At 71.0% G+C, this 18,861-nt stretch carries 16 protein-coding genes; 5 read left to right on the forward strand and 11 right to left on the reverse strand.

The window, feature by feature from the left end; all coding sequences use genetic code 11:
• Positions 1-4: 4 nt before the first annotated feature.
• Positions 5-592: a putative glycolipid-binding domain-containing protein gene (locus AC1MLT_RS06905; RefSeq protein ID WP_481034617.1), complete on the forward strand. Its 588-nt coding sequence runs from the start codon at positions 5-7 to the stop codon at positions 590-592.
• Positions 593-619: 27 nt separating this feature from the next.
• Here AC1MLT_RS06905 and AC1MLT_RS06910 read toward each other — a convergent pair whose 3' ends face one another.
• The 9 genes from AC1MLT_RS06910 to chrA all read right to left on the reverse strand — a co-directional run bounded on the left by AC1MLT_RS06910 (position 620) and on the right by chrA (position 12,627).
• On the reverse strand, positions 620-1,558 hold the full coding sequence (locus tag AC1MLT_RS06910; protein WP_481034932.1) for a 2-hydroxyacid dehydrogenase: 939 nt from the start codon (positions 1,556-1,558) through the stop codon (positions 620-622).
• Between the two features lie 65 nt (positions 1,559-1,623).
• Positions 1,624-2,616, reverse strand: a complete 993-nt coding sequence (locus AC1MLT_RS06915) for a tripartite tricarboxylate transporter substrate binding protein (protein ID WP_481034619.1) — start codon at positions 2,614-2,616, stop codon at positions 1,624-1,626.
• 3 nt (positions 2,617-2,619) lie between these two features.
• Complete coding sequence (locus tag AC1MLT_RS06920; protein ID WP_481034620.1) at positions 2,620-3,348, reverse strand: ribonuclease activity regulator RraA; 729 nt, start codon at positions 3,346-3,348, stop codon at positions 2,620-2,622.
• A gap of 89 nt (positions 3,349-3,437) precedes the next feature.
• Complete coding sequence (locus tag AC1MLT_RS06925; protein ID WP_481034621.1) at positions 3,438-4,460, reverse strand: Bug family tripartite tricarboxylate transporter substrate binding protein; 1,023 nt, start codon at positions 4,458-4,460, stop codon at positions 3,438-3,440.
• Between the two features lie 74 nt (positions 4,461-4,534).
• Positions 4,535-5,527, reverse strand: coding sequence for a Bug family tripartite tricarboxylate transporter substrate binding protein (locus AC1MLT_RS06930; protein WP_481034933.1), 993 nt, complete (start codon positions 5,525-5,527; stop codon positions 4,535-4,537).
• Between the two features lie 154 nt (positions 5,528-5,681).
• Entirely contained in the window at positions 5,682-7,466 is a 1,785-nt protein-coding gene (araD, locus tag AC1MLT_RS06935; protein ID WP_481034622.1) for an L-arabinonate dehydratase, read from the reverse strand.
• A gap of 227 nt (positions 7,467-7,693) precedes the next feature.
• On the reverse strand, positions 7,694-8,722 hold the full coding sequence (locus AC1MLT_RS06940) for a LacI family DNA-binding transcriptional regulator (protein ID WP_481034623.1): 1,029 nt from the start codon (positions 8,720-8,722) through the stop codon (positions 7,694-7,696).
• Positions 8,719-11,160 carry a PAS domain S-box protein gene (locus AC1MLT_RS06945; RefSeq protein WP_481034624.1) on the reverse strand — a complete coding sequence of 814 codons (2,442 nt, stop codon included), beginning with the start codon at positions 11,158-11,160 and terminating at the stop codon, positions 8,719-8,721. The genes AC1MLT_RS06940 and AC1MLT_RS06945 overlap by 4 nt, the downstream gene beginning before the upstream one ends.
• A gap of 258 nt (positions 11,161-11,418) precedes the next feature.
• On the reverse strand, positions 11,419-12,627 hold the full coding sequence (gene chrA, locus AC1MLT_RS06950; RefSeq protein ID WP_481034625.1) for a chromate efflux transporter: 1,209 nt from the start codon (positions 12,625-12,627) through the stop codon (positions 11,419-11,421).
• 228 nt (positions 12,628-12,855) lie between these two features.
• On the opposite strand from chrA, the gene AC1MLT_RS06955 reads away from it, so the two are divergent.
• Positions 12,856-13,125 (forward strand): inner membrane complex domain-containing protein, encoded by a 270-nt coding sequence (locus AC1MLT_RS06955; protein ID WP_481034627.1) that lies wholly within the window; start codon positions 12,856-12,858, stop codon positions 13,123-13,125.
• Between the two features lie 22 nt (positions 13,126-13,147).
• Here the strand turns inward: AC1MLT_RS06955 and AC1MLT_RS06960 are convergent, their stop codons facing one another.
• The gene (locus AC1MLT_RS06960; protein WP_481034629.1) at positions 13,148-13,741 is read right to left on the reverse strand and encodes an N-acetyltransferase family protein; all 594 of its coding nucleotides are present in this window, start codon (positions 13,739-13,741) and stop codon (positions 13,148-13,150) included.
• A 189-nt stretch (positions 13,742-13,930) separates the two neighbouring features.
• On the opposite strand from AC1MLT_RS06960, the gene AC1MLT_RS06965 reads away from it, so the two are divergent.
• Positions 13,931-15,232 carry an acetyl-CoA hydrolase/transferase family protein gene (locus AC1MLT_RS06965; RefSeq protein WP_481034631.1) on the forward strand — a complete coding sequence of 434 codons (1,302 nt, stop codon included), beginning with the start codon at positions 13,931-13,933 and terminating at the stop codon, positions 15,230-15,232.
• 23 nt (positions 15,233-15,255) lie between these two features.
• On the opposite strand, the gene AC1MLT_RS06970 is transcribed toward AC1MLT_RS06965, so the two are convergent.
• Positions 15,256-15,969, reverse strand: coding sequence for a Crp/Fnr family transcriptional regulator (locus tag AC1MLT_RS06970; protein ID WP_481034632.1), 714 nt, complete (start codon positions 15,967-15,969; stop codon positions 15,256-15,258).
• Between the two features lie 137 nt (positions 15,970-16,106).
• On the opposite strand from AC1MLT_RS06970, the gene AC1MLT_RS06975 reads away from it, so the two are divergent.
• Both AC1MLT_RS06975 and AC1MLT_RS06980 read left to right on the forward strand, forming a co-directional pair.
• Complete coding sequence (locus AC1MLT_RS06975) at positions 16,107-17,156, forward strand: 2-hydroxyacid dehydrogenase (protein ID WP_481034634.1); 1,050 nt, start codon at positions 16,107-16,109, stop codon at positions 17,154-17,156.
• 49 nt (positions 17,157-17,205) lie between these two features.
• Positions 17,206-18,756 carry a M20/M25/M40 family metallo-hydrolase gene (locus tag AC1MLT_RS06980; RefSeq protein ID WP_481034635.1) on the forward strand — a complete coding sequence of 517 codons (1,551 nt, stop codon included), beginning with the start codon at positions 17,206-17,208 and terminating at the stop codon, positions 18,754-18,756.
• Positions 18,757-18,861: the final 105 nt, after the last annotated feature.

Raw genomic sequence — 18,861 nt, forward strand, 5'->3', positions numbered from 1 at the left:
CGCGTTGGCGGCGCGGACCTCCGTGCTGTTCTGGCGCCGCACCGACATCGCCGGCCTCGAGCGGCTGGAACTGACGGTCGCGCCCGACCATGTCGCGGCGACGTCGATGGTGATCTGCCTGGAGGATGGCGGTTTCCGGCTGGCCCATCGATGGCGGCTGGGCGCCGACTGGCGCGTGCGGCGGGTCGACGTCGATTGCTGGGATGACCGGGGCCACCGGACGTTGCGACTGGCGCGTGGCGGCGATGGCGACGGAACCGGTTGGGAGGTCGATGGCGTGGCGCGCCCCGACCTCGACGGCGTGGACGATGTCGATCTGTCGGCGACGCCCTTCTGCAACACCCTGCCCATCCGCCGGGTGCCGGCCACGCCCGGCCGGAGCCTCACGGTCGATACGGTCTTCATCGACGCGCCGCGCCTGACCGTGGCGCGCTCGCGCCAGCGCTACGAGCGGCTGGGACCGCACCGGCTGCGCTATGTCGATCTCGGCCTGTTCGCGGGCTTCAGCGCCGGCCTGAGCGTCGACGACGAAGGCTGGGTGGACTCCTACGAAGGCCTGTTCGAACGCGTGGCGCCCTCCCCAGGCGCATGACCGGCGGCCGGCCCGGCCCGGGCCGCGTCAGGCGGCGGCGCTGATCATCGGGCGGCCGGCCAGGAAGGCCGCCAGGTTGTCCTCCACGCGTTGCGCCATCGCCGCGCGCGTCTCGTGCGTGTTGCTCGCCAGGTGCGGCAGCAGCACGACGTTGTCGAGCGCGAGCAGCGCCTCCGGCACGTTCGGCTCGTCCTCGAAGACATCGAGGCCGGCGCCGGCGATGCGCTTGTCCCGCAGCGCCTCGACCAGCGCCTGCTCGTCGACCACCGTGCCGCGCGAGATGTTCACCAAATAGCCCTGGGGGCCGAGCGCGTCGAGGATCCCGCGCGAGACCAGGCCGCGCGTCTCGGCGCCGCCGGCGCTGGCGATGACCAGGAAGTCGGCCCACCCGGCGAGCTCCTCCAGCGTCTCGGCATAGCCGTACTCGACGTCGTCGAGCCGGCGCCGGTTGTGATAGCGCACCTCCATGTCGAAGCCCGAGGCGCGGCGCGCGATCACGCGGCCGATGCGTCCCATGCCCAGGATGCCGAGCTTCTTGCCCGAGACCCGGGTCGCCAGCGGGAACTGGCCGCGCTGCCAGTCGCCGCGGCGCACGAAGCGGTCGGATTCGGTGATGCGGCGAGCCACGTCCATGACCAGCGCGAAGGCGGTGTCGGCGACGCAGTCGTTGAGCACGTCGGGCGTGTAGCCGACCGCGATGCCGCGCGCGCGCGCCGCGTCGAGGTCGATGGCGTCGAGGCCGACGCCGAAGCTGGAGATGACGCGCAGCGCCGGCAGCGCCGCGATCATCGCGGCATCGGCGCCGAAACGCGCCGAGGTGACCAGCGCGGTGAACTCGCCGCCATGCGCGGCCAGGAAGGCCTTCGGATCGGCCTCCTCCCACAGCGGATGGACGTCGTGGGTCGCGGCGAGGCGGGCCTCGAGGGCCGGCAGCAGCCGGCCGTGCTGGAGGACGCGGGTCTGGATGGTCGTGGTCGTGGACATGGATGTGGGTGCGGATGGAGGTCGGGAGGTGGCGCGGGGCTGCGCCGTCATTCCGGCTGGATGCCGGCGCTCTTCGCCACCCGGGCCCACTTGACCATCTCGGTGCCGATGAAATCGCCGAACTGCCGGGGCGTGCCGCCGCCGGGTTCGATGCCATTGTCCTGCAGGGTCTTGCGCACGTCGGGCAGGGCCAGGATGCGGACGACCTCGGCATTGAGCCTGGCGACCGTGGCCGCCGGCGTGCCGGCCGGCGCGAGCAGGCCGCCCCAGGTGCTGGTCTCGTAGCCGGCGATGCCGGCCTCCTGCATCGTCGGCACGTCGGGCAGCACCGACGAGCGCTTGGCCGTCGTCACGGCCAATGCGCGCAGGCGGCCGGCCTTGATCTGCACGTTGGCCGCCGCCACGGTGTCGAACATCAGCGAAGTGCGCCCGCTGATGAGATCGGGATGGGCCAGCGTGCTGCCCTTGTAGGGCACGTGCGTGATGTCCAGCCCGGTCATGCTCTTGAACAGCTCGCCCGAGAAGTGCGGCGCGCCGCCGTTGCCGCTGGAGGCGAAGGACAGCTGGCCCGGATGGGCCTTGCCATAGGCGATCAGCTCGGCCACCGACTTCACCGGCAGTTCCGGCGAGACGATCAGCACCAGCGGCACCACGTGCGTCAGCGCCACGGGCTCGAAGCTCTTCATGGTGTCGAAGGGCAGCTTCTTCACCATGCTCGGATTGATGGCGTGGCTGCTGGCGACCAGCGCCAGCATGTGGCCGTCCGGCGGGCTCTTGGCGACCAGGTCGGTGCCGATGATGCCGGTGGCGCCGGCCCGGTTGTCCACCACCACCGACTGGCCCCAGGCCTCGGTCAGCTTCTGGCCGATGAGCCGCGCGGCCAGGTCGATGGCGCCGCCGGGCGAGGCCGGCACGACGATGGTGATCTGCTTGCTCGGGTAGGCGGCGGCCGGGGCGGTCTGCGCGATGGCGGGCAGCGCGCCGGCCAGGGCCAGCAGCGTGGTGGTGGTCGACGAGGCGACGAAGGTGCGGCGGCGCATGGCTCAGATCCCCTTGGCCTGGCGCCACACGCCGAACGCGGCGCGCGTCTCGGCGTTGGGCGGATAGGTGCCGGCGAGCCGGGCGCCACCTTCCACGCGCTCCAGCACGAAGGCTTCCATCTTCTCCTGCTCGATGGCGTCGAGCGAGATCTCCTCGGCCAGGTGCGACGGGATCACGACCACGCCCTCGTCGTCCCCGACCATCACGTCGCCCGGATACACCGCCACGCCGCCGCAGCCGATCGGCACGTTCAGGTCGATGGCGTGGTGGTGGATGAGGTTGAGCGGCGCGCTGCCACCGGCGCAATAGACCGGGAAATCCATCTGCGAGATCGGGCCGCTGTCGCGCACCGGGCCATCGGAGACCAGGCCGGCGGCGCCGCGCACCTTCAGCCGCGTCGTCAGGATCTGCCCGCCGGAGGCCACGCGCGTCTCGCCACGGCAGTCGATCACCAGCACGTGGCCCTCGGGCACGCTCTCGATGCCCTTGCGCTGCGGGTGGTCGGGGTTGTCGAAGGCGCTGATCTGGTCGAGGTCCTCGCGCGCCGGGATGTTGCGCATCGTGAAGGCCGGCCCGACCAGGTTGCCACCGCTGGGCGTCGTCAGCCGTCCGACGCCCTGCAGGTAGACATTGCGGAAGCCGCGCTTGAACAGCTGCGTGCACAGGGTGGCCACGCTCACGTGGCGCAGTCGTTCGCGGGCTTCGGGGGAGAGAGCGGTCGGTTCGGTCATGGCGGGGGAAGTGGGAGGGGTGGGGAGGTTGCGAGGGAAAGCCGGACTTGGATCGGATCGAGCGGATCGAGCGGAAGGCACCGGCGCGGTCAGTCGGCCGAGGCGCCGGAGCGGCGCACCAGCTCGGCCCAGCGCGGGATCTCCTTCTGCATCAGCGCGGCGAGCTGCGCCGGCGAGCCGGCCACCACGTCCATGCCGAACTGGTTGGCCAGCTTGTCCTTGACATCGGGCAGCTGCAGGATGCGGTTGATCTCGCCGGACAGGCGCTGCGCGATCGGCGCGGGCAGGTTGCGCGGCGCGTAGACGGCCTGCCACGACGCCATGTCGAAGCCCGGGACACCGGCCTCCTGCAGGGTCGGCAGCTGCGGCACCAGCGCCATGCGCCGGGCCGAGGTCACGGCCAGCAGCTTCAGCTTGCCGGCCTGCACCAGCGGCAGCGCGGCGGTGACCTGGTCGAACATGAAGGCGACCTGGCCCGACGACACGTCCAGCATGGCCGGCGGCGTGCCCTTGTAGGGGATGTGCGTGAGCTTGACGCCGATGGCCTCGGCCAGCATCTCGCCGGCCAGGTGCGTCGAGGTGCCCGCGCCCGACGACGCGAAGGTGCGCTTGGTCGGGTCCTTCTTCAGCAACGCGATCAGCTCGGCGACCGAGTTCACGCCCAGATTGGGGTCGACGATCAGCACGTTGGGCAGGAAGGCCACCAGCGAGATCGGCTCGAAGTCCTTGACCGGGTCGTAGGGCAGGTTCTTGTACAGGCTGGCGTTGATGGCGTGGGTGCTGATGGTGCCGCCGAACAGCGTGTAGCCATCCGGCCTGGCCTTGGCGACATAGGTCGCGCCGACGGCGCCGGCCGCGCCCGGGCGGTTGTCCACCACCACCGGCTGGCCGAGCGCCTCGCCCAGCTTCTGCGCGATGACCCGGCCGATGACATCGGTCGAGCCGCCGGGCGTGAATGGCACGACATAGGTGATGGCCCGCGTCGGCCAGGCGGCGGCATCGGACTGCGCCAGCGCGACCAGCGGCGCGGCCGGCAGCGCGGCGAGCGCGGCGGCGGCGCGCAGGATGGCACGGCGGCCATGGGAGGGGGAGGAGGAGATCGGAGTGGACATGGGGCGGCCGTTGTCTGGAGGGTATGCGTCGTGGAGGGGGATGGGAGCGGAAGTGGTCGTGGCGGTCGGGGTCGTCACTCGACCTTGACGCCGCGCGCCTGGATGACCCGTCCGTAGCGCAGCCGGTCGGCCTCGATGGTCTGGCGCAGTTCGCCCGGGGTGCCGCCGCGCGGCGTGGCGCCCTGGGCGATCAGTGCCTGGCGCATGTCGGGCAACGCCACGACGTCGCGCACGTCGGCCGAGACCTGGTCGATCAGGGCCTGCGGCGTACCGGCCGGCGCCAGCAGCGCCACCCACGAGCCGGATTCGGCATCGCTCACGCCCAGCTCGGCCAGCGTGGGCACGTCGGGCATGGCTGGCGAGCGCTGCGTGCTGGTCACGGCCAGGGCGCGCAATTTGCCGCTCTTCACGTAGCCCGAGGTCTCCAGGATGGAGGCGAACAGCATGTCGACGTGGCCGGCCATCAGGTCGGCCATGGCCGGGCCGCCGCCCTTGTAGGGCACGTGCACGAACTTCACGCCCGCCGCCTGCTGGAAGATCTCCGCCGTCAGATGCGGCGAGCCGCCGCTGCCGGAACTGGCATAGGTGAACCTGCCGGGCTCCGCCTTGGCCAGCGCGATCAGCTCGCGCGGCGTCCGGGCCGGCACCTTCGGATGGACGACGAAGGCGAATGGCAGCTCGGCGAACAGCGACACCGGCGCGAAGGCGCGGTCGGCGTCGTAGGGCATCCGGTAGAGCGACGGATTGATCGACTGCGTGCCGACATTGCCGATCAGCATCGTGTAGCCATCGGGCTTCGCCTTGGCGACGAGCTCGGCGCCCACCAGCCCGCCCGCGCCGGTGCGGTTGTCCACCACCACCGACTGGCCCCACTTCTGGCCCAGCCGCGTGGCCAGCAGGCGCGCGGCGATGTCGGTGCCGCCGCCGGGCGCGAAGGGCACCACGAAGGTCACCGGCCGCGTCGGCCAGGGCGTCGCCTGGGCCCCGGCCGGGCGCGGTGCGGCCAGCAGCAGCGCGCAGGCCGCCACCGGCCACAGCGCGAGCCGCCACGCCAGTACGCGGCGCATGCGTGGCGCCGGGCCGGCGGACGGGAAATGCGGGAAGGTCTTCGCCATGGCGGGTCGTCCTTGTCTCGTTGTCTCGTTGTCTCGTTGTCTCGTTGTCTCGTCGTTTTTCTTCGTCTCGTCGCGCCCGATCACGGGCGCCGGATCGCGCGGTCGATCAGTGGATCTCGGGCTCGCCGCGGCCGCCCTGCCCGGCCGACGCGCCCGACGCGCCCGGCACGGCGTCCGCCGTCGGCTCGACATAGTCCGGCGCCAGGAAGTCGAAGTCGCAGCCGGTGTCGGCCTGCTGCACGTGCTTCAGGAACATCACGCCATAGCCGCGGCTGAACTTGGGGATCGGCCTGAGCCATTCGGCGCGGCGACGCGCGATCTCGGCATCGTCGACCGCCATGTCGATGCGGCGCGCGTCGACGTCGAGCGTCACCAGGTCGCCATCGCGCACCAGCGCCAGCGGGCCGCCGACATGCGACTCTGGCGTCACGTGCAGCACGCAGGCGCCATAGCTGGTGCCGCTCATGCGGGCATCGCTGATGCGCACCATGTCGCGCACGCCCTCCTTCAGCAGCTTCTGCGGGATCGGCAGCTGGCCCCACTCGGGCATGCCCGGCGCGCCCTGCGGGCCGGCGCTCTGCAGCACGATGACGCTGTCCCGGGTGATGTCGAGCTCGGGCGAATCGATGCGCGCGGCGAGGTCGTCGTAGTTCCTGAACACCACCGCCGGTCCGGTGTGGCGGCGCAGGTGCTGCTCCATCGCGGCGGGCTTGATGACGGCACCGTCGGGCGCCAGGTTGCCGCGCAGCACGGCCAGTCCGCCGCTCTCCAGCAGGGCCTGCTCGCGCGGGCGGATGACATCGGCGTTGTAGACCTCGGCGCCGGCGATGTTCTCGCCCAGCGTCCGGCCGTTGCAGGTCATCTGGGTGCCATCGATGAGCGGGCCCATGCCGGCGAGGAAGGCGCGCAGTCCACCGGCGTAGTAGAAGTCCTCCATCAGGTACTTGCCACCCGGGCGCAGGTTGGCCGTCACGGGCGTCTCGCGCGCCAGCTCGTCGAAGCGCGCCAGGTCCAGCGGCACGCCGGCGCGCCGCGCCATCGCGATCAGGTGGACGATGGCGTTGGTCGAGCCGCCCAGGCCGAGCACCGCCTTGACCGCGTTGTCGAACGAGGCGGGCGTCAGGATGTCGAGCGGCTTGAGGTCCTCCCACACCATCTCGACGATGCGCCGGCCCGACTGCGTGGCCATCATGGCGTGGCGCGAATCGGGCGCCGGGATCGACGAGGCGCCCGGCAGCGTCAGGCCCAGGGTCTCGGTGGCGCTCATCATGGTGCTGGCCGTGCCCATGGTCATGCAGGTGCCGGGCGAGCGCGCGATGCCGTCCTCGACGTCTCGCCAGTCGTCCTCGGTGATGTTGCCGGCGCGCAGCTCGGCCCAGTACTTCCAGGTGTCGGAACCGGAGCCGAGGACGCTGCCCTTGTAGTCGCCGCGCAGCATCGGCCCGGCCGGCACGAAGATCGTCGGCAGGTTGTTGGCCAGCGCGCCCATCACCAGGCCCGGCGTGGTCTTGTCGCAGCCGCCCATGAGCACCACGCCATCGGCGGGATAGGAGCGGATCAGCTCCTCGGCCTCCATCGCCAGCAGGTTGCGATAGAGCATGGTGGTCGGCTTCTGGAAGGCCTCGCCCAGGCTCATCGCCGGGATCTCGACCGGGAAGCCACCGGCCTGCCAGACGCCGCGCTTGACCTCCTCCACGCGCTGCTTGAAGTGCGTGTGGCAGGAGTTCATGTCGCTCCAGGTGTTGAGGATGGCGATCACCGGCTTGCCGAGGTAGTCGTCGCGGCTGAAGCCCATCTGCGCGGTGCGCGAGCGATGGCCGAAGCTGCGCAGGTCCTTGACGCCGTACCAGCGGTGCGAGCGGAGGTCTTCGGGCTTTTTGCGTGAGGTCATGGATGCGGTGGGGAAGGAAGACCGGCGACGCTTGCGGCAGCCAGTCGATGTTAGCGCTGTCATACGATCTTACGCAGGGTCGCCAGGACCCGCCTAGCGGGTTTTCCAGGGGTCCGGATCGAGGGCCGCCCGGCCCGGCCCCGGGGAGCCATCGACGCTCCGGAACCCAACGTCAAACCGTTAGCAGATTGAAGCCGCCGACGCCGGCCGGCGGACCTCGCGCGGGCTCAGGCGCTGTCGCGCGCGACGACCGAGAAGCCCAGGTCCATCACCTTGGAGGCGACCGCGCGGCCCTCGGCGCGCTCGACGATGCACAGCGCGGCCTGCCGGCCGATGGCCGTGCCATCGATGCGGATGGTGGTGATGGCCGGATGCGAGTCGCGCGCGAAGGCCAGGTCGCCGAAGCCGATCACGCCCAGGTCCTGCGGCACGCGCAATCCGCGCGCCTGGGCCTCGATGATCACGCCGTGGGCCAGCACGTCGGAGCTGCAGGCCAGCGCATCGATCGGGACGCCGGCATCCAGCAGCCGCGCCAGGGCCGAGCGCCCGGCTCCGAGCGTGGTGGGCGCCGGCACGCGATGCACCGGCAGCAACGCTCCCCGGGTCCCCCAGGCCTGCTCGAAGCCGATGCGCCGCAGGTCGGCGCGCCGGTCGTCGCCGGTGACGATGGCCGGCCGGCGATAGCCGCGCTCGCGCAGGAAGCCGGCCATCGCCGCCCCGGCCCGCTCGTGCGAGAAGCCCACCAGCATGTCGATCGGCTCGGGCGTCAGGTCCCAGGTCTCGACCACCGGGATGCCCGAGGCCAGCAGACGGCGCCGTCCCTGGGCCGAATGCATGATGCCCGTGAGCACGATGCCATCGGGCCGGCGCCCGACGATGGCGTCGATCAGCGCGTCCTCGCGCGAGCGGTCGTAGCCGCTCTGGCCCAGCATCAGCTGGTAGCCGCGCCCGGCCAGCGTCTCGGTCAGGGCCTGGATGGTCTCCAGGAACACCGGACCGGCGATGGTCGGCACCAGCGCCGCCACCAGCCGGCTGCGGTTGGATGCCAGGCCGCCGGCCAGCAGGTTGGGCACGTACCCGGTGCGCTCGACGGCCAGCCGCACTTTCTCGCGCGTCTCGGGCGAGACGCGCTCGGGCGTGTTGAGCGCGCGCGAGATCGTGATGGCCGAGACACCGGCGAGCCGCGAGACATCGGCCAGGGTGATGCCGCCGGTGCCCCGGCGGGGCGTGCGCGGGGACGGGATGGCCTTGGTCAACCCCCCTCCCCGCGTGCCACCGGAGGGGCATCGATGAGTTCCTTGATGACCGTGCCCAGCCGCTCGACCGGGAACGGCTTGATCAGCACGTGCATGCCGGCCTCGAGCTGGCCGCTGCCCAGCACGCCATGCTCGGCATAGCCGGTGATGAACAGGACCTTGAGGTCCGGTCGTCGCGCGCGCGCCGCATCCGCCATCTGCCGGCCGTTCATGCCGCCGGGCAGCCCGACATCGGTGACCAGCAGGTCGATGCGGGCGCCGGACTGCAGGATCTTCAGACCCGCCACGCTGTCCTGGGCCTGCAGCGCGGTGTAGCCGAGGTCCTCGAGCACCTCGACCACCAGCATCCGCACCGAGGGCTCGTCGTCCACCACCAGCACCGTCTGGCCGTCCAGGGCACGCCCGGCATCGACGGGCGTCGCCGGCACGGCCTCGCCCTCGACGCCGCCATGGTGGCGCGGCATGTACAGGCGCACGGCGGTACCCCGGCCGACCTCCGAGTGGATGCGCACCTGCCCGCCGGACTGCTGCGCGAAGCCATGGATCATGGACAGCCCGAGCCCGGTGCCCTGGCCGATCGGCTTGGTCGTGAAGAAGGGCTCGAACACCCGGGCCACCACCTCCGGCGGCATGCCCGTGCCGGTGTCGGTCACGCACAGCGAGAGATATGGTCCCTCGGGCAGGCCATAGGCCGCGGCGGTGGCCGCATCCAGCGACTCGTTGGTGGCCGCGATCGTGATGCGTCCACCATCGGGCATGGCATCGCGCGCGTTGATGCACAGGTTCAGCAGCGCGTTCTCCAGCTGGCCCGGATCGATCAGGGCCGGCCAGAGGTCGTCCGCGGCCACCACCTCCAATGCGATGGCCGGTCCGATGGTGCGGCGCACCAGCTCCTCGATGCCGTCGACCAGCTGGTCGACGCGCGTCGGCTTGGGCGTGAGGGTCTGCTGGCGCGAGAAAGCCAGCAGGCGGTGCGTGAGGCCGGCGGCGCGCCGGGTCGCGCCCTGGGCCACCTGGATGTAGCGCTCGAGCTCGCCGAACTGGCCCTTGCGGATGCGCGCCTGCATCAGTTCCAGCGAGCCGGAGATGCCCGCGAGCAGGTTGTTGAAATCGTGCGCCAGGCCGCCGGTGAGCTGCCCGACCGCTTCCATCTTCTGCGCCTGGCGCAACTGCTCCTCGGTGCGCATGAGTTCGGTGGTGCGCTCGATCACGCGCTGCTCGAGGGTTTCGTTGAGCGCCTGCAGCGCGGCGGCGTTGCGGTCGCGCTCGGCCTGCGCGGCACGGCGCTCCTCGACGTCGAGCAGCACGCCCGGGAAGCTCAGCGGGGTGCCGTCGGCGGCGTGGTCGACGCGCCCGTTGGCCTCGATCCAGTAGTAGCGACCATCGGCCCGGCGCACCCGGTACTGGTGCGCATAGGCGCCGCCGCGCCGGATCGCCTCGTCGATGGCGGCCACCAGTCCCGCCTTGTCGTCGGGATGGACGGTGGCCACCACCTCCTCCAGCCTCAGGCCGATGCGGCCGAGCTCGGGATTGAGTCCGAAGGCCGTCGCGAAGGCCTCGTCGACGGCGAAGCGGTCGGTCGGCAGATCCCAGTGCCAGGTGCCTATGATCGCGCCCGCCGCGAGCGCCAGCTGCACGCGCTCGACGTTCTCGCGCGCCACCGCCTCGCTCTCGCGCAGGCGATCCTGCGCCATGCGGCGGTCGGTGACGTCGTTGAAGAAGATGGCGATCTGTCGTTCCTCGGGCTCGCCCACGCGGATGGCGCGCACGTCGAACCAGCGGCCGAAGGCCTCGGCATAGCTCTCGAAGTTCGCCGGCTCCCCGGTCAGGGCGACCCGCCCGTAGGTGTCGAACCAGAAGCGCTCCAGGTCGGGCGCGAACTCGGTCACCCACTTGCCCTGCAGGTCGACGCCGGCCTGGCGCTCGAAGGCGGGATTGGCCTCGATGAAGCGGTAGTCCACCGGCCGGTCGTCGGCGTCGAACTTCACCTCCACGATGGCGAAGGCGGTCTCCACCGTCTCCAGCAGGGTCTCGAAGCGGTCCTTGAACTCGCGCAGCTGCCGGCCCGTCTCGTGCTGGCGCGTGCGGTCGCGCAGGATCTTGACGTAGCCCTGGTGCGTGCCATGCGCGTCGCGCAATGGCATCAGCTCGCCGGAGGCCCAGAACCGGCCGCCGTCGCGCCGCGCGTGCCAGCGCTCGTCGTCGGCCTGGCCATGGGCCAGCGCCAGCCGCATCTCCTCGCGCGGACGGTCGCGGGCCCGGTCCTCGGCGGTGAAGAGCCGGTCGGCCGAGGCGCCCAGCATCTCCTGGCGCGACCAGCCGAAGATCTTGCGCGCTCCCTGATTCCAGTCGGTGACCAGGCCCTCGCGATCCATGACGACGATCGCGAAATCGATGGCGTTTTCGATGACTTGCTGGAGGTGGTGGCGCGCGGGCATGGAACGACGGTCAGGGTGGAGGAACGCGACGGCGGCCGTGGCCACGTGCGGCTCCCGACGTGGACGCGGCGAGCCGGCGCGCCTGGGGTTTTACACCACGCCGCGATCAACTCGCCGACATCGATCCGGCGCCTCTCTCATCGAAACTGATGACGCGAGGACGCACTCTCCAGGCGCGCGACGCGCTGCCAGTCCGCCGCGTCCGGCCGCATCGATCGCACCGGTCGTACCGGTCGCATCAGGCGCGTCGGCCGTCCCTCAGGCGCTCCCCAGCACCCACCCGACCAGCGCGCCCAGCATCACCACCAGCACCGGCGACAGTCGCGCATACATCAGCAGCCCGAAGGCCGCCAGCGCCAGCCCGAAGTCGGCGCGCGAATGGATAGCGCTGGTCCACACCGGGTCGTAGAGCGCCGCCGCCAGCACGCCGACCACCGCCGCGTTGACGCCGGCCAGCGCACGCCGCACGCCGTCGCGCCGGCGCAGCGACTCCCAGTACGGCAGCGCTCCCGCCACCAGCAGGAAGGCCGGCAGGAAGATGACCACGAGCAATGTCAGGCCGCCGGTCCAGCCACCGAACGGGCCGGGCATGACGGCGCCCAGGTAGGCGGCGAAGGTGAACAGCGGCCCCGGCACCGCCTGCGCCGCGCCATAGCCGGCCAGGAAGACATCGTTCGAGACCAGGCCGCCAGGCACGACGACCGCCTGCAGCAGCGGCAGCACCACATGGCCGCCGCCGAACACCAGCGCGCCGATGCGATAGAACGCGGCCACCACGGACAGTCGCTCCCAGCCCGGCACGGCCGCCAGCAGCGGCAGCACCGCCAGCAGCCCCGCGAACAGGACCAGCAGCAGGCCGCCGATCCGGCGCCCGGCCTGCCGCGCGCCGGATGAGGCCGCGACGGCCGCGGCGCCGGGCCCCGCCAGCCACCGGCCCGCGAGGCCGCCCAGGACGATGACGGCGAGCTGCCCCATCGCCGTCGGCATCGCCAGCACTCCCAGCGCGGCGGCGATGGCGACGCCCGCGCGCGGCCGGTCGGGGCACAGCGACCGCGCCATGCCCCACACCGCCTGCGCCACCACGGCGACGGCGACGATCTTCAGGCCCTGCACGGCGCCGGACTGCGCCAGCGCCTGCCAGCGCGTGACGCCGGCCGCGAAGCCGATCAGCAGCAGGGCCGATGGCAGCGTGAAGCCGATCCAGGCCGCCAGCGCCCCGCCCCAGCCGGCGCGGCCCAGTCCGAGCGCGATACCGACCTGGCTGCTGGCCGGGCCGGGCAGGAACTGGCACAGCGCCACCAGGTCCGAATAGCGCTGGTCGTCGAGCCAACGCCGGCGCTCGACGAACTCGGTCCGGAAATAGCCCAGGTGCGCCACCGGCCCGCCGAAGGACGTCAGCCCGAGCCGCAGGAAGGCCCACAGGACTTCCAGCACCGTGCCGCGCGGAGCGAGATCGGTGGCCGGCATGGCGGGAGTTGCGGGAGTGGCGACGGGCGGGTGGGCGGCGGGAGGCGGCGCGGAATTCATGGCTGGGAATCGGATTCGCGATCCGCTGCGGTTCTCCGACAGGCCGTCATGGCCTTTCCTTCGGACACATTGGATTTCAGATGACAAGGTTTGGTAACGACTTGGCATCACACTCCGCGTGCCTTGCCATCCGGCATCGCGCCATCAATGATCCGTGAAGGTTACCCCATGAACAAAAGCATCCTCGCAGTCGCCGCCGTCGGCATCGCCTTTACGCTCGCCGCCTGTGACGTCAAGAAGACCGCCGAAGGCAACGTCACCATGCCCAAGTACGAGAAGACTCAATCGGGCGATGTCACCCTGCCGAAGTACGACGTCACGGCGCCCAAGGTCGAGGTGACGACGCAGGAGAAGGTCGTCACGGTCCCCACGGTCAAGACCGAGGAGAAGGTCGTCGAGGTGCCCAAGGTCACGGTCACGCCGGCCAAGGACAAGTAAGCCCGCCTCGCCGGCGCGCTGCTCAGGCCGGCGACGGCACGGGAGCCAGGGCGACTTCCCGGCGTTGACGCCGGCCCTTGAGATCGAGGCTGTAGATGATCTGCGAGGGATCGTCCGGATCGCTCCGGTGCTCCAGATCGAGATGCGCGGCGAAACGACGCATCAGTTCGTTGTCGCGCGCATCGCTCGAATGCATGGTCTCGATCCCGCGATCGATGGCATCGTCGATCAGGTGCTGCATCAGCAATGTCCCCAACCCCTTGTTCTGCCACCTGTCGGCCACCGTCACGGCGAATTCGCAATCCAGGCGATCGGCGGTGACGCTGAAGCGGGCCACGCCGATCTGCTCCTCGGTCGATCCGGTGACGGTGACGGCCACATAGGCCATGTCGGTCGCCGGATCGAGCTGGGTCAGCTGCGCCAGCAGGCCGTCGCTGGGTGTGGTCATCGACTCCAGGAAGCGGAAGCGGCGCGAGACCGGCGACAGGTTCTCGATGAAATGCCGCTCCAGTTCGACGTCCTGGGCATGCAGCGGGCGGATGAAGATCCGGTCGCCACCACGGATGACGCGCTCGCTGCCCTCGCCCGCCAAGGGAATCGCATGGATGTGAGTCATGGGGGAAAGTCCTCATGGAAAAGAGTTCAGCTTGCGCGGTCACGCAGTCGAAAGTCTGTGCGTCAACGCACATCCAGGCACAAATCAGAACATTCCATTCAACGCCGCGCCGTTCGCGCATCCGAGCATGCCGAGCCGGATGCCACGCGCATCGCTCGACAAGCATCCCGGGATCGTCCACCATGGCTCATGACTTCCTCCCTCCAGGCCATGTATCTCCAGCGGCGGATGTCCGCGACCGACGCGGTCCGCTGCGTGGAGGATGGTGATTTCATCGTCGTGCCCACGGGGGTCGGCGAACCGCCGGCATTGCTGACCGCGCTGTCCGAGCGACGTCTCGAACTCCACGATGTGAAGGTCGGCCAGATCCTGGCGATGCGCAAGTACGCCTACCTCGATCCGGCCACCACCGCCCACGTGCGTCACGTGGCCTTCTTCTTCGGCGGCGCCACCCGCTCCGGTGGCCAGGCCGGCTGGATCGACTTCATCCCCAACTGCTTCTCCGAGATCCCGTCGCAGATCGAGCGCGGCCGCATCGGCGCCGATGTCGTCTTCAGCCTGGCCTCGCCGATGGATGCCGATGGCAATTTCGCGCTCAGCCTGGGGGCCGACTACACCATGGCCGCCGTGGCCAAGGCGCGCGCGGTGGTGCTGGAGGTCAATCCCCACGTCCCCTACGCCTTCGGCGCCTGCCACGTCCACGTCTCCCGGGTCGCGGCCCTGGTGGAGGACGACACCCCGGTGCTGGAGGTCGGCCTGCCACGCATCGGGCCGGTGCAGGAGGCGATCGGCCGGCAGGTCGCCGCCATGATCGAGGATGGCTCGACCCTGCAGATCGGCTATGGCGGCATCCCCGACGCCGTCGTGGTACAGCTCGCCCACAAGCGCGACCTGGGCATCCACACCGAGATGATCGGCGACGGCATCCTGTCGCTGGTGGAGTGCGGCGCGGTCAACAACCGCCGCAAGAACCACCATCCCGACAGGATGGTGGCGACCTTCGCGCTCGGCTCCCGGCGCCTCTACGACTTCATGCATCGCAATCCGATGCTGGAGATGCACCCGGCCAACATCACCAACGATCCGGCACTGGCCGGCCTCAACGACCGGCTGGTGGCCATCAACGCCACCTTGCAGATCGACCTGCTGGGCCAGTGCGGCTCGGAGAGCCTGGGATCGAAGCCGTTCTCGGGCACCGGCGGACAGTCCGATTTCGTGCGGGCGGCCAACCGCTCGCGCGGCGGCCAGGCCTTCATCGTGCTGCCCTCGACGGCCCGCGACGACACCATCTCGCGCATCGTCCCGGTGCTCGCGCCCGGCACCCACGTCACCACCAGCAAGAACGACGTCGACCACGTGGTGACCGAGTACGGCGTCGCGCAGTTGCGCGGCCGCTCGGCCCGGGAGCGCGCCCGCGCGCTGATCGGCATCGCGCATCCGCACTTCCGCGCCGCGCTCACCGCGCAGGCCGGCGCGCAAGGCCTTCTCTGAGCGCCACGGACGCGCGCACGCGCTCAGCGCGCGACGATGTCCGGCAGCAGGCGGTCGTATTCCTTCTTGACCACCGCATAGCACTCGCAGCTGCGGCGCTCGAGGCCCGGCCGGTCGAGCACCGTGATGCGGCCGCGCGCATTGCGGATCAGCCCGTCGCGCTGGAGCCGGCCGGCGACCATGGTCACGCCCTCGCGCCGCACGCCCAGCATGTTGGCGATCAGCTCCTGCGTCATGAGCAGCTCGCTGCCCGACAGCCGGTCCATGCTCAGCAGCAGCCATCGGCACAGCTGCTGGTCGAGCGAGTGGTAGCGGTTGCACACGGCCGTCTGCGTCATCTGCGTGATCAGCGCCGCGGTGTAGCGCAGCAGCAGGTGCAGCACCGGCAGGCGATCGAACTCGTCCTTCAGGGTCGTCGCGTCGAGCCGGAAGGCGCGCCCCGCGCTCTGCACCACGGCGCGGCTGGTGGTCGAACCCGCGCCCATGAAGAGCGAGATGCCGACCACGCCCTCGTTGCCGACGACCGCGATCTCGGCCGAGGACCCGTTCTCCATCACATGGAGCAGCGAGACGATGGCGGTGGTCGGGAAATAGACATGGCTCTGCACCCCGCCCGACTCGGACAGCACGCCGCCCAGCGGCAGGGTGACGGCTTCGAGCCGGGGCCGCCAGCGCTCCCACTCCTCGCGCGGCAGCGCGGCCAGCAGACGGTTCAGCTTCGGGTTGGCGTGCGGCATGGTCTTCCAAGAAACTGGGACTCGTGGGCCATCATGCATGCCAATGCGCGACCGCGCACGGACATTCGCCGCGCGTGCCGTCCGGATCCGGCCTCCGGACGCCGCAGCACCGCCGCCTTCCACCACCCAGGACGCCCATGACGACGACAGCGACGACCACGACCACGGCGATGACGACGGCGACGACGAGGAGGACGGCCGTCTTCAGCGCCCGCCCCTACGACATCCGGTTCCTCGACGAGGCCCTGGCCGGCGATGCCGTCGCGGGTGGCCTCGTCTACGTCCAGGCCACGCTCGGCCCCGACACCGCGGTGCTGGCGCGTGGTTGCGACGCGGTCTGCGTCTTCGTCAACGACCGCCTCGACGCCGACACCCTGGAGGCCCTGCACGCCTTGGGCGTGCGCGCCGTGCTGCTGCGCTGCGCCGGCTTCAACAACGTCGACATGGCCGCCGCCACCCGGCTCGGCTTCTTCGTCGCGCGGGTGCCGGCCTACTCGCCCGAGGCCGTCGCCGAGCACACGCTGGCGCTGATCATGACGCTCAACCGCCACACGCACCGGGCCTACAACCGCGTGCGCGAGGGCAACTTCATGCTCGACGGCCTGCTGGGCAGCACCCTGCATGGCAGGACCGCCGGCGTGGTGGGCACCGGCCGCATCGGCCTGGCCACGGCGCGCATCCTGCACGGCCTGGGCTGCCGGGTGCTCGGCAGCGATCCGGTCCCGGCGCCGGCGTTCGAGAGCCTGGGCCGCCGGGTGCCGCTCGAGGTGCTGCTGGCCGAATCCGACATCGTCTCGCTGCACTGCCCGCTCACCGTGGCGACGCGCCACCTCATCGACGCCCGCGCGCTGGCCTCGATGAAATCCGGCGCGATGCTGGTCAACACCTCGCGCGGCGCCCTGATCGACACCGGCGCCGTCATCGAGGCGCTGAAGTCGCGCCGGCTCGGCCAGCTGGCGATCGACGTCTACGAGCAGGAGAGCGAACTGTTCTTCCAGGACCACTCGGGCGAGATCATCGACGACGAGGTGTTCCAGCGCCTCATGACCTTTCCCAACGTGCTGGTCACCGGCCACCAGGGCTTCTTCACCATCGAGGCCCTGCGCGAGATCGCCGAGGTGACGCGCCACAACCTGCGCTGCTTCGTCGACGGCACCGATGGCGCCCATCTCGTGCCGGCGCCCTGAGGCAGAGCCGGCCCGGGCGCGGACCGCCGGCTGCGCTTATCCTGCGCGCATGACTTCCCTCCCGCGCCCGCCCTTCGCCCTCGCCCTCGCCCTCGGCCTCGCACTGGGCGCGGCCGCCGCGCCCGCCGCCGAACTCTCGCCCGCCGCCGCGTCGAGGTTCGCGCAGGGCACGTACCGCGACTACTTCGAGCTGCTCGCCCTGCCCAACGACGCCATCGTGCCGGCCGACGTGCGCACCAATGTCGACTGGCTCGAGGCCGCGTTCGCCAGGCGTGGCTTCACGACCCGCCAGCTCGCCAACGACGGCAAGCCGATGCTGTTCGCCGAGCTGCCCGGCGCCGATCCGGCGCGCCGCACGGTGCTGTTCTACATGCACCTCGACGGCCAGCCGGTGATCCCGGCGCAATGGGCGCAGAAGAGCCCCTGGATGCCGGTGCTCAAGCAGCGCGACGCGCAGGGCCGGTGGGAGCAGATCGACGCCGCGGCCCTGCTCGACGGCAAGGGCGCCTTCGATCCGGAATGGCGGGTCTTCGGTCGCTCGTCGGCCGACGACAAGGCGCCCATCATGATGTTCCTGGCCGCCATCGACGCCCTGAAGGCGAACGGCGCGGCCGCCGGCGTCAATGTCAAGGTGCTGCTCGACAGCGAGGAGGAGAAAGGCTCGCCGACCATCGGCAAGGTGATGCAGGCCCACCTCGACCTGCTGCGCACCGATGCCATCGTCATCCACGACGGCCCCATGCACGCCACCAACCGGCCGACGCTGATCTTCGGCAACCGGGGCGCGGCGGCGGCGCGGCTCACGGTGTATGGCGCCAAGGTGCCCCTGCACAGCGGGCACTACGGCAACTACGCCCCCAACCCGGCCCAGCGGCTGGCGAGCCTGCTGGCCTCGATGAAGGACGACACCGGCCGCGTCACCATCCCCGGCTACTACGACCACGTGAAGCTGGGCGAGGCCGAGCGCCGCATCATGGCCGCCGTGCCCGACGACGAACCCGCGATGCGCCGCCGCCTGGGCATCGCCCGGGCCGACCGCGTCGGCGCCAACTACCAGGAGGCGATGCAGTACCCCTCGCTCAACGTGCGCGGCATGGCCTCGGCGGCGGTGGGCGACAAGGTCGCCAACATCGTGCCCGACCAGGCCGTCGCCGACCTCGACCTGCGCACCACGCCCGACTCCGACGCGAAGTACCTCGGCGGCCTGATCGAGGCCCACCTGCGCCAGCAGGGCTACCACCTGGTGCCGGGCGCGCCGAGCGACGACGACCGCGCGCACCACGACAAGCTGGCCACCTTCACCTACCAGACCGGCGGCGCCGACGCGGCCGGCACGCCGATCGATTCGGCCGTCGGCGCCTGGGCCTATGCCGCGATGACCGAGTCCTTCGGCCGCGCGCCCGAGCCGGTGCGCATTCGCATGATGGGCGGCACGGTGCCGACGGCCGAGATCGTGGAGGCGCTGCGCGTGCCCTTCGCCATCGTGCCGCTGGTCAACGCCGACAACAACCAGCACGCGGCCAACGAGAACATGCGCATGGGCAACTACGTGGATGGCATCCGCACCATCTACGGCCTGCTGACCAGTCCTTTGCGCTGAGCGCGTCTTCGCGGCCGCGTCGGCGTGACGCAACCGCGCACGACAGCAGATACGGGACCGGTGCCCGGTCGTCCCACCGTCCTCCGTGACGCAGCGCAGCGCAGC

The sequence above is a fragment of the Variovorax sp. PEI5 genome, from assembly GCF_056679935.1.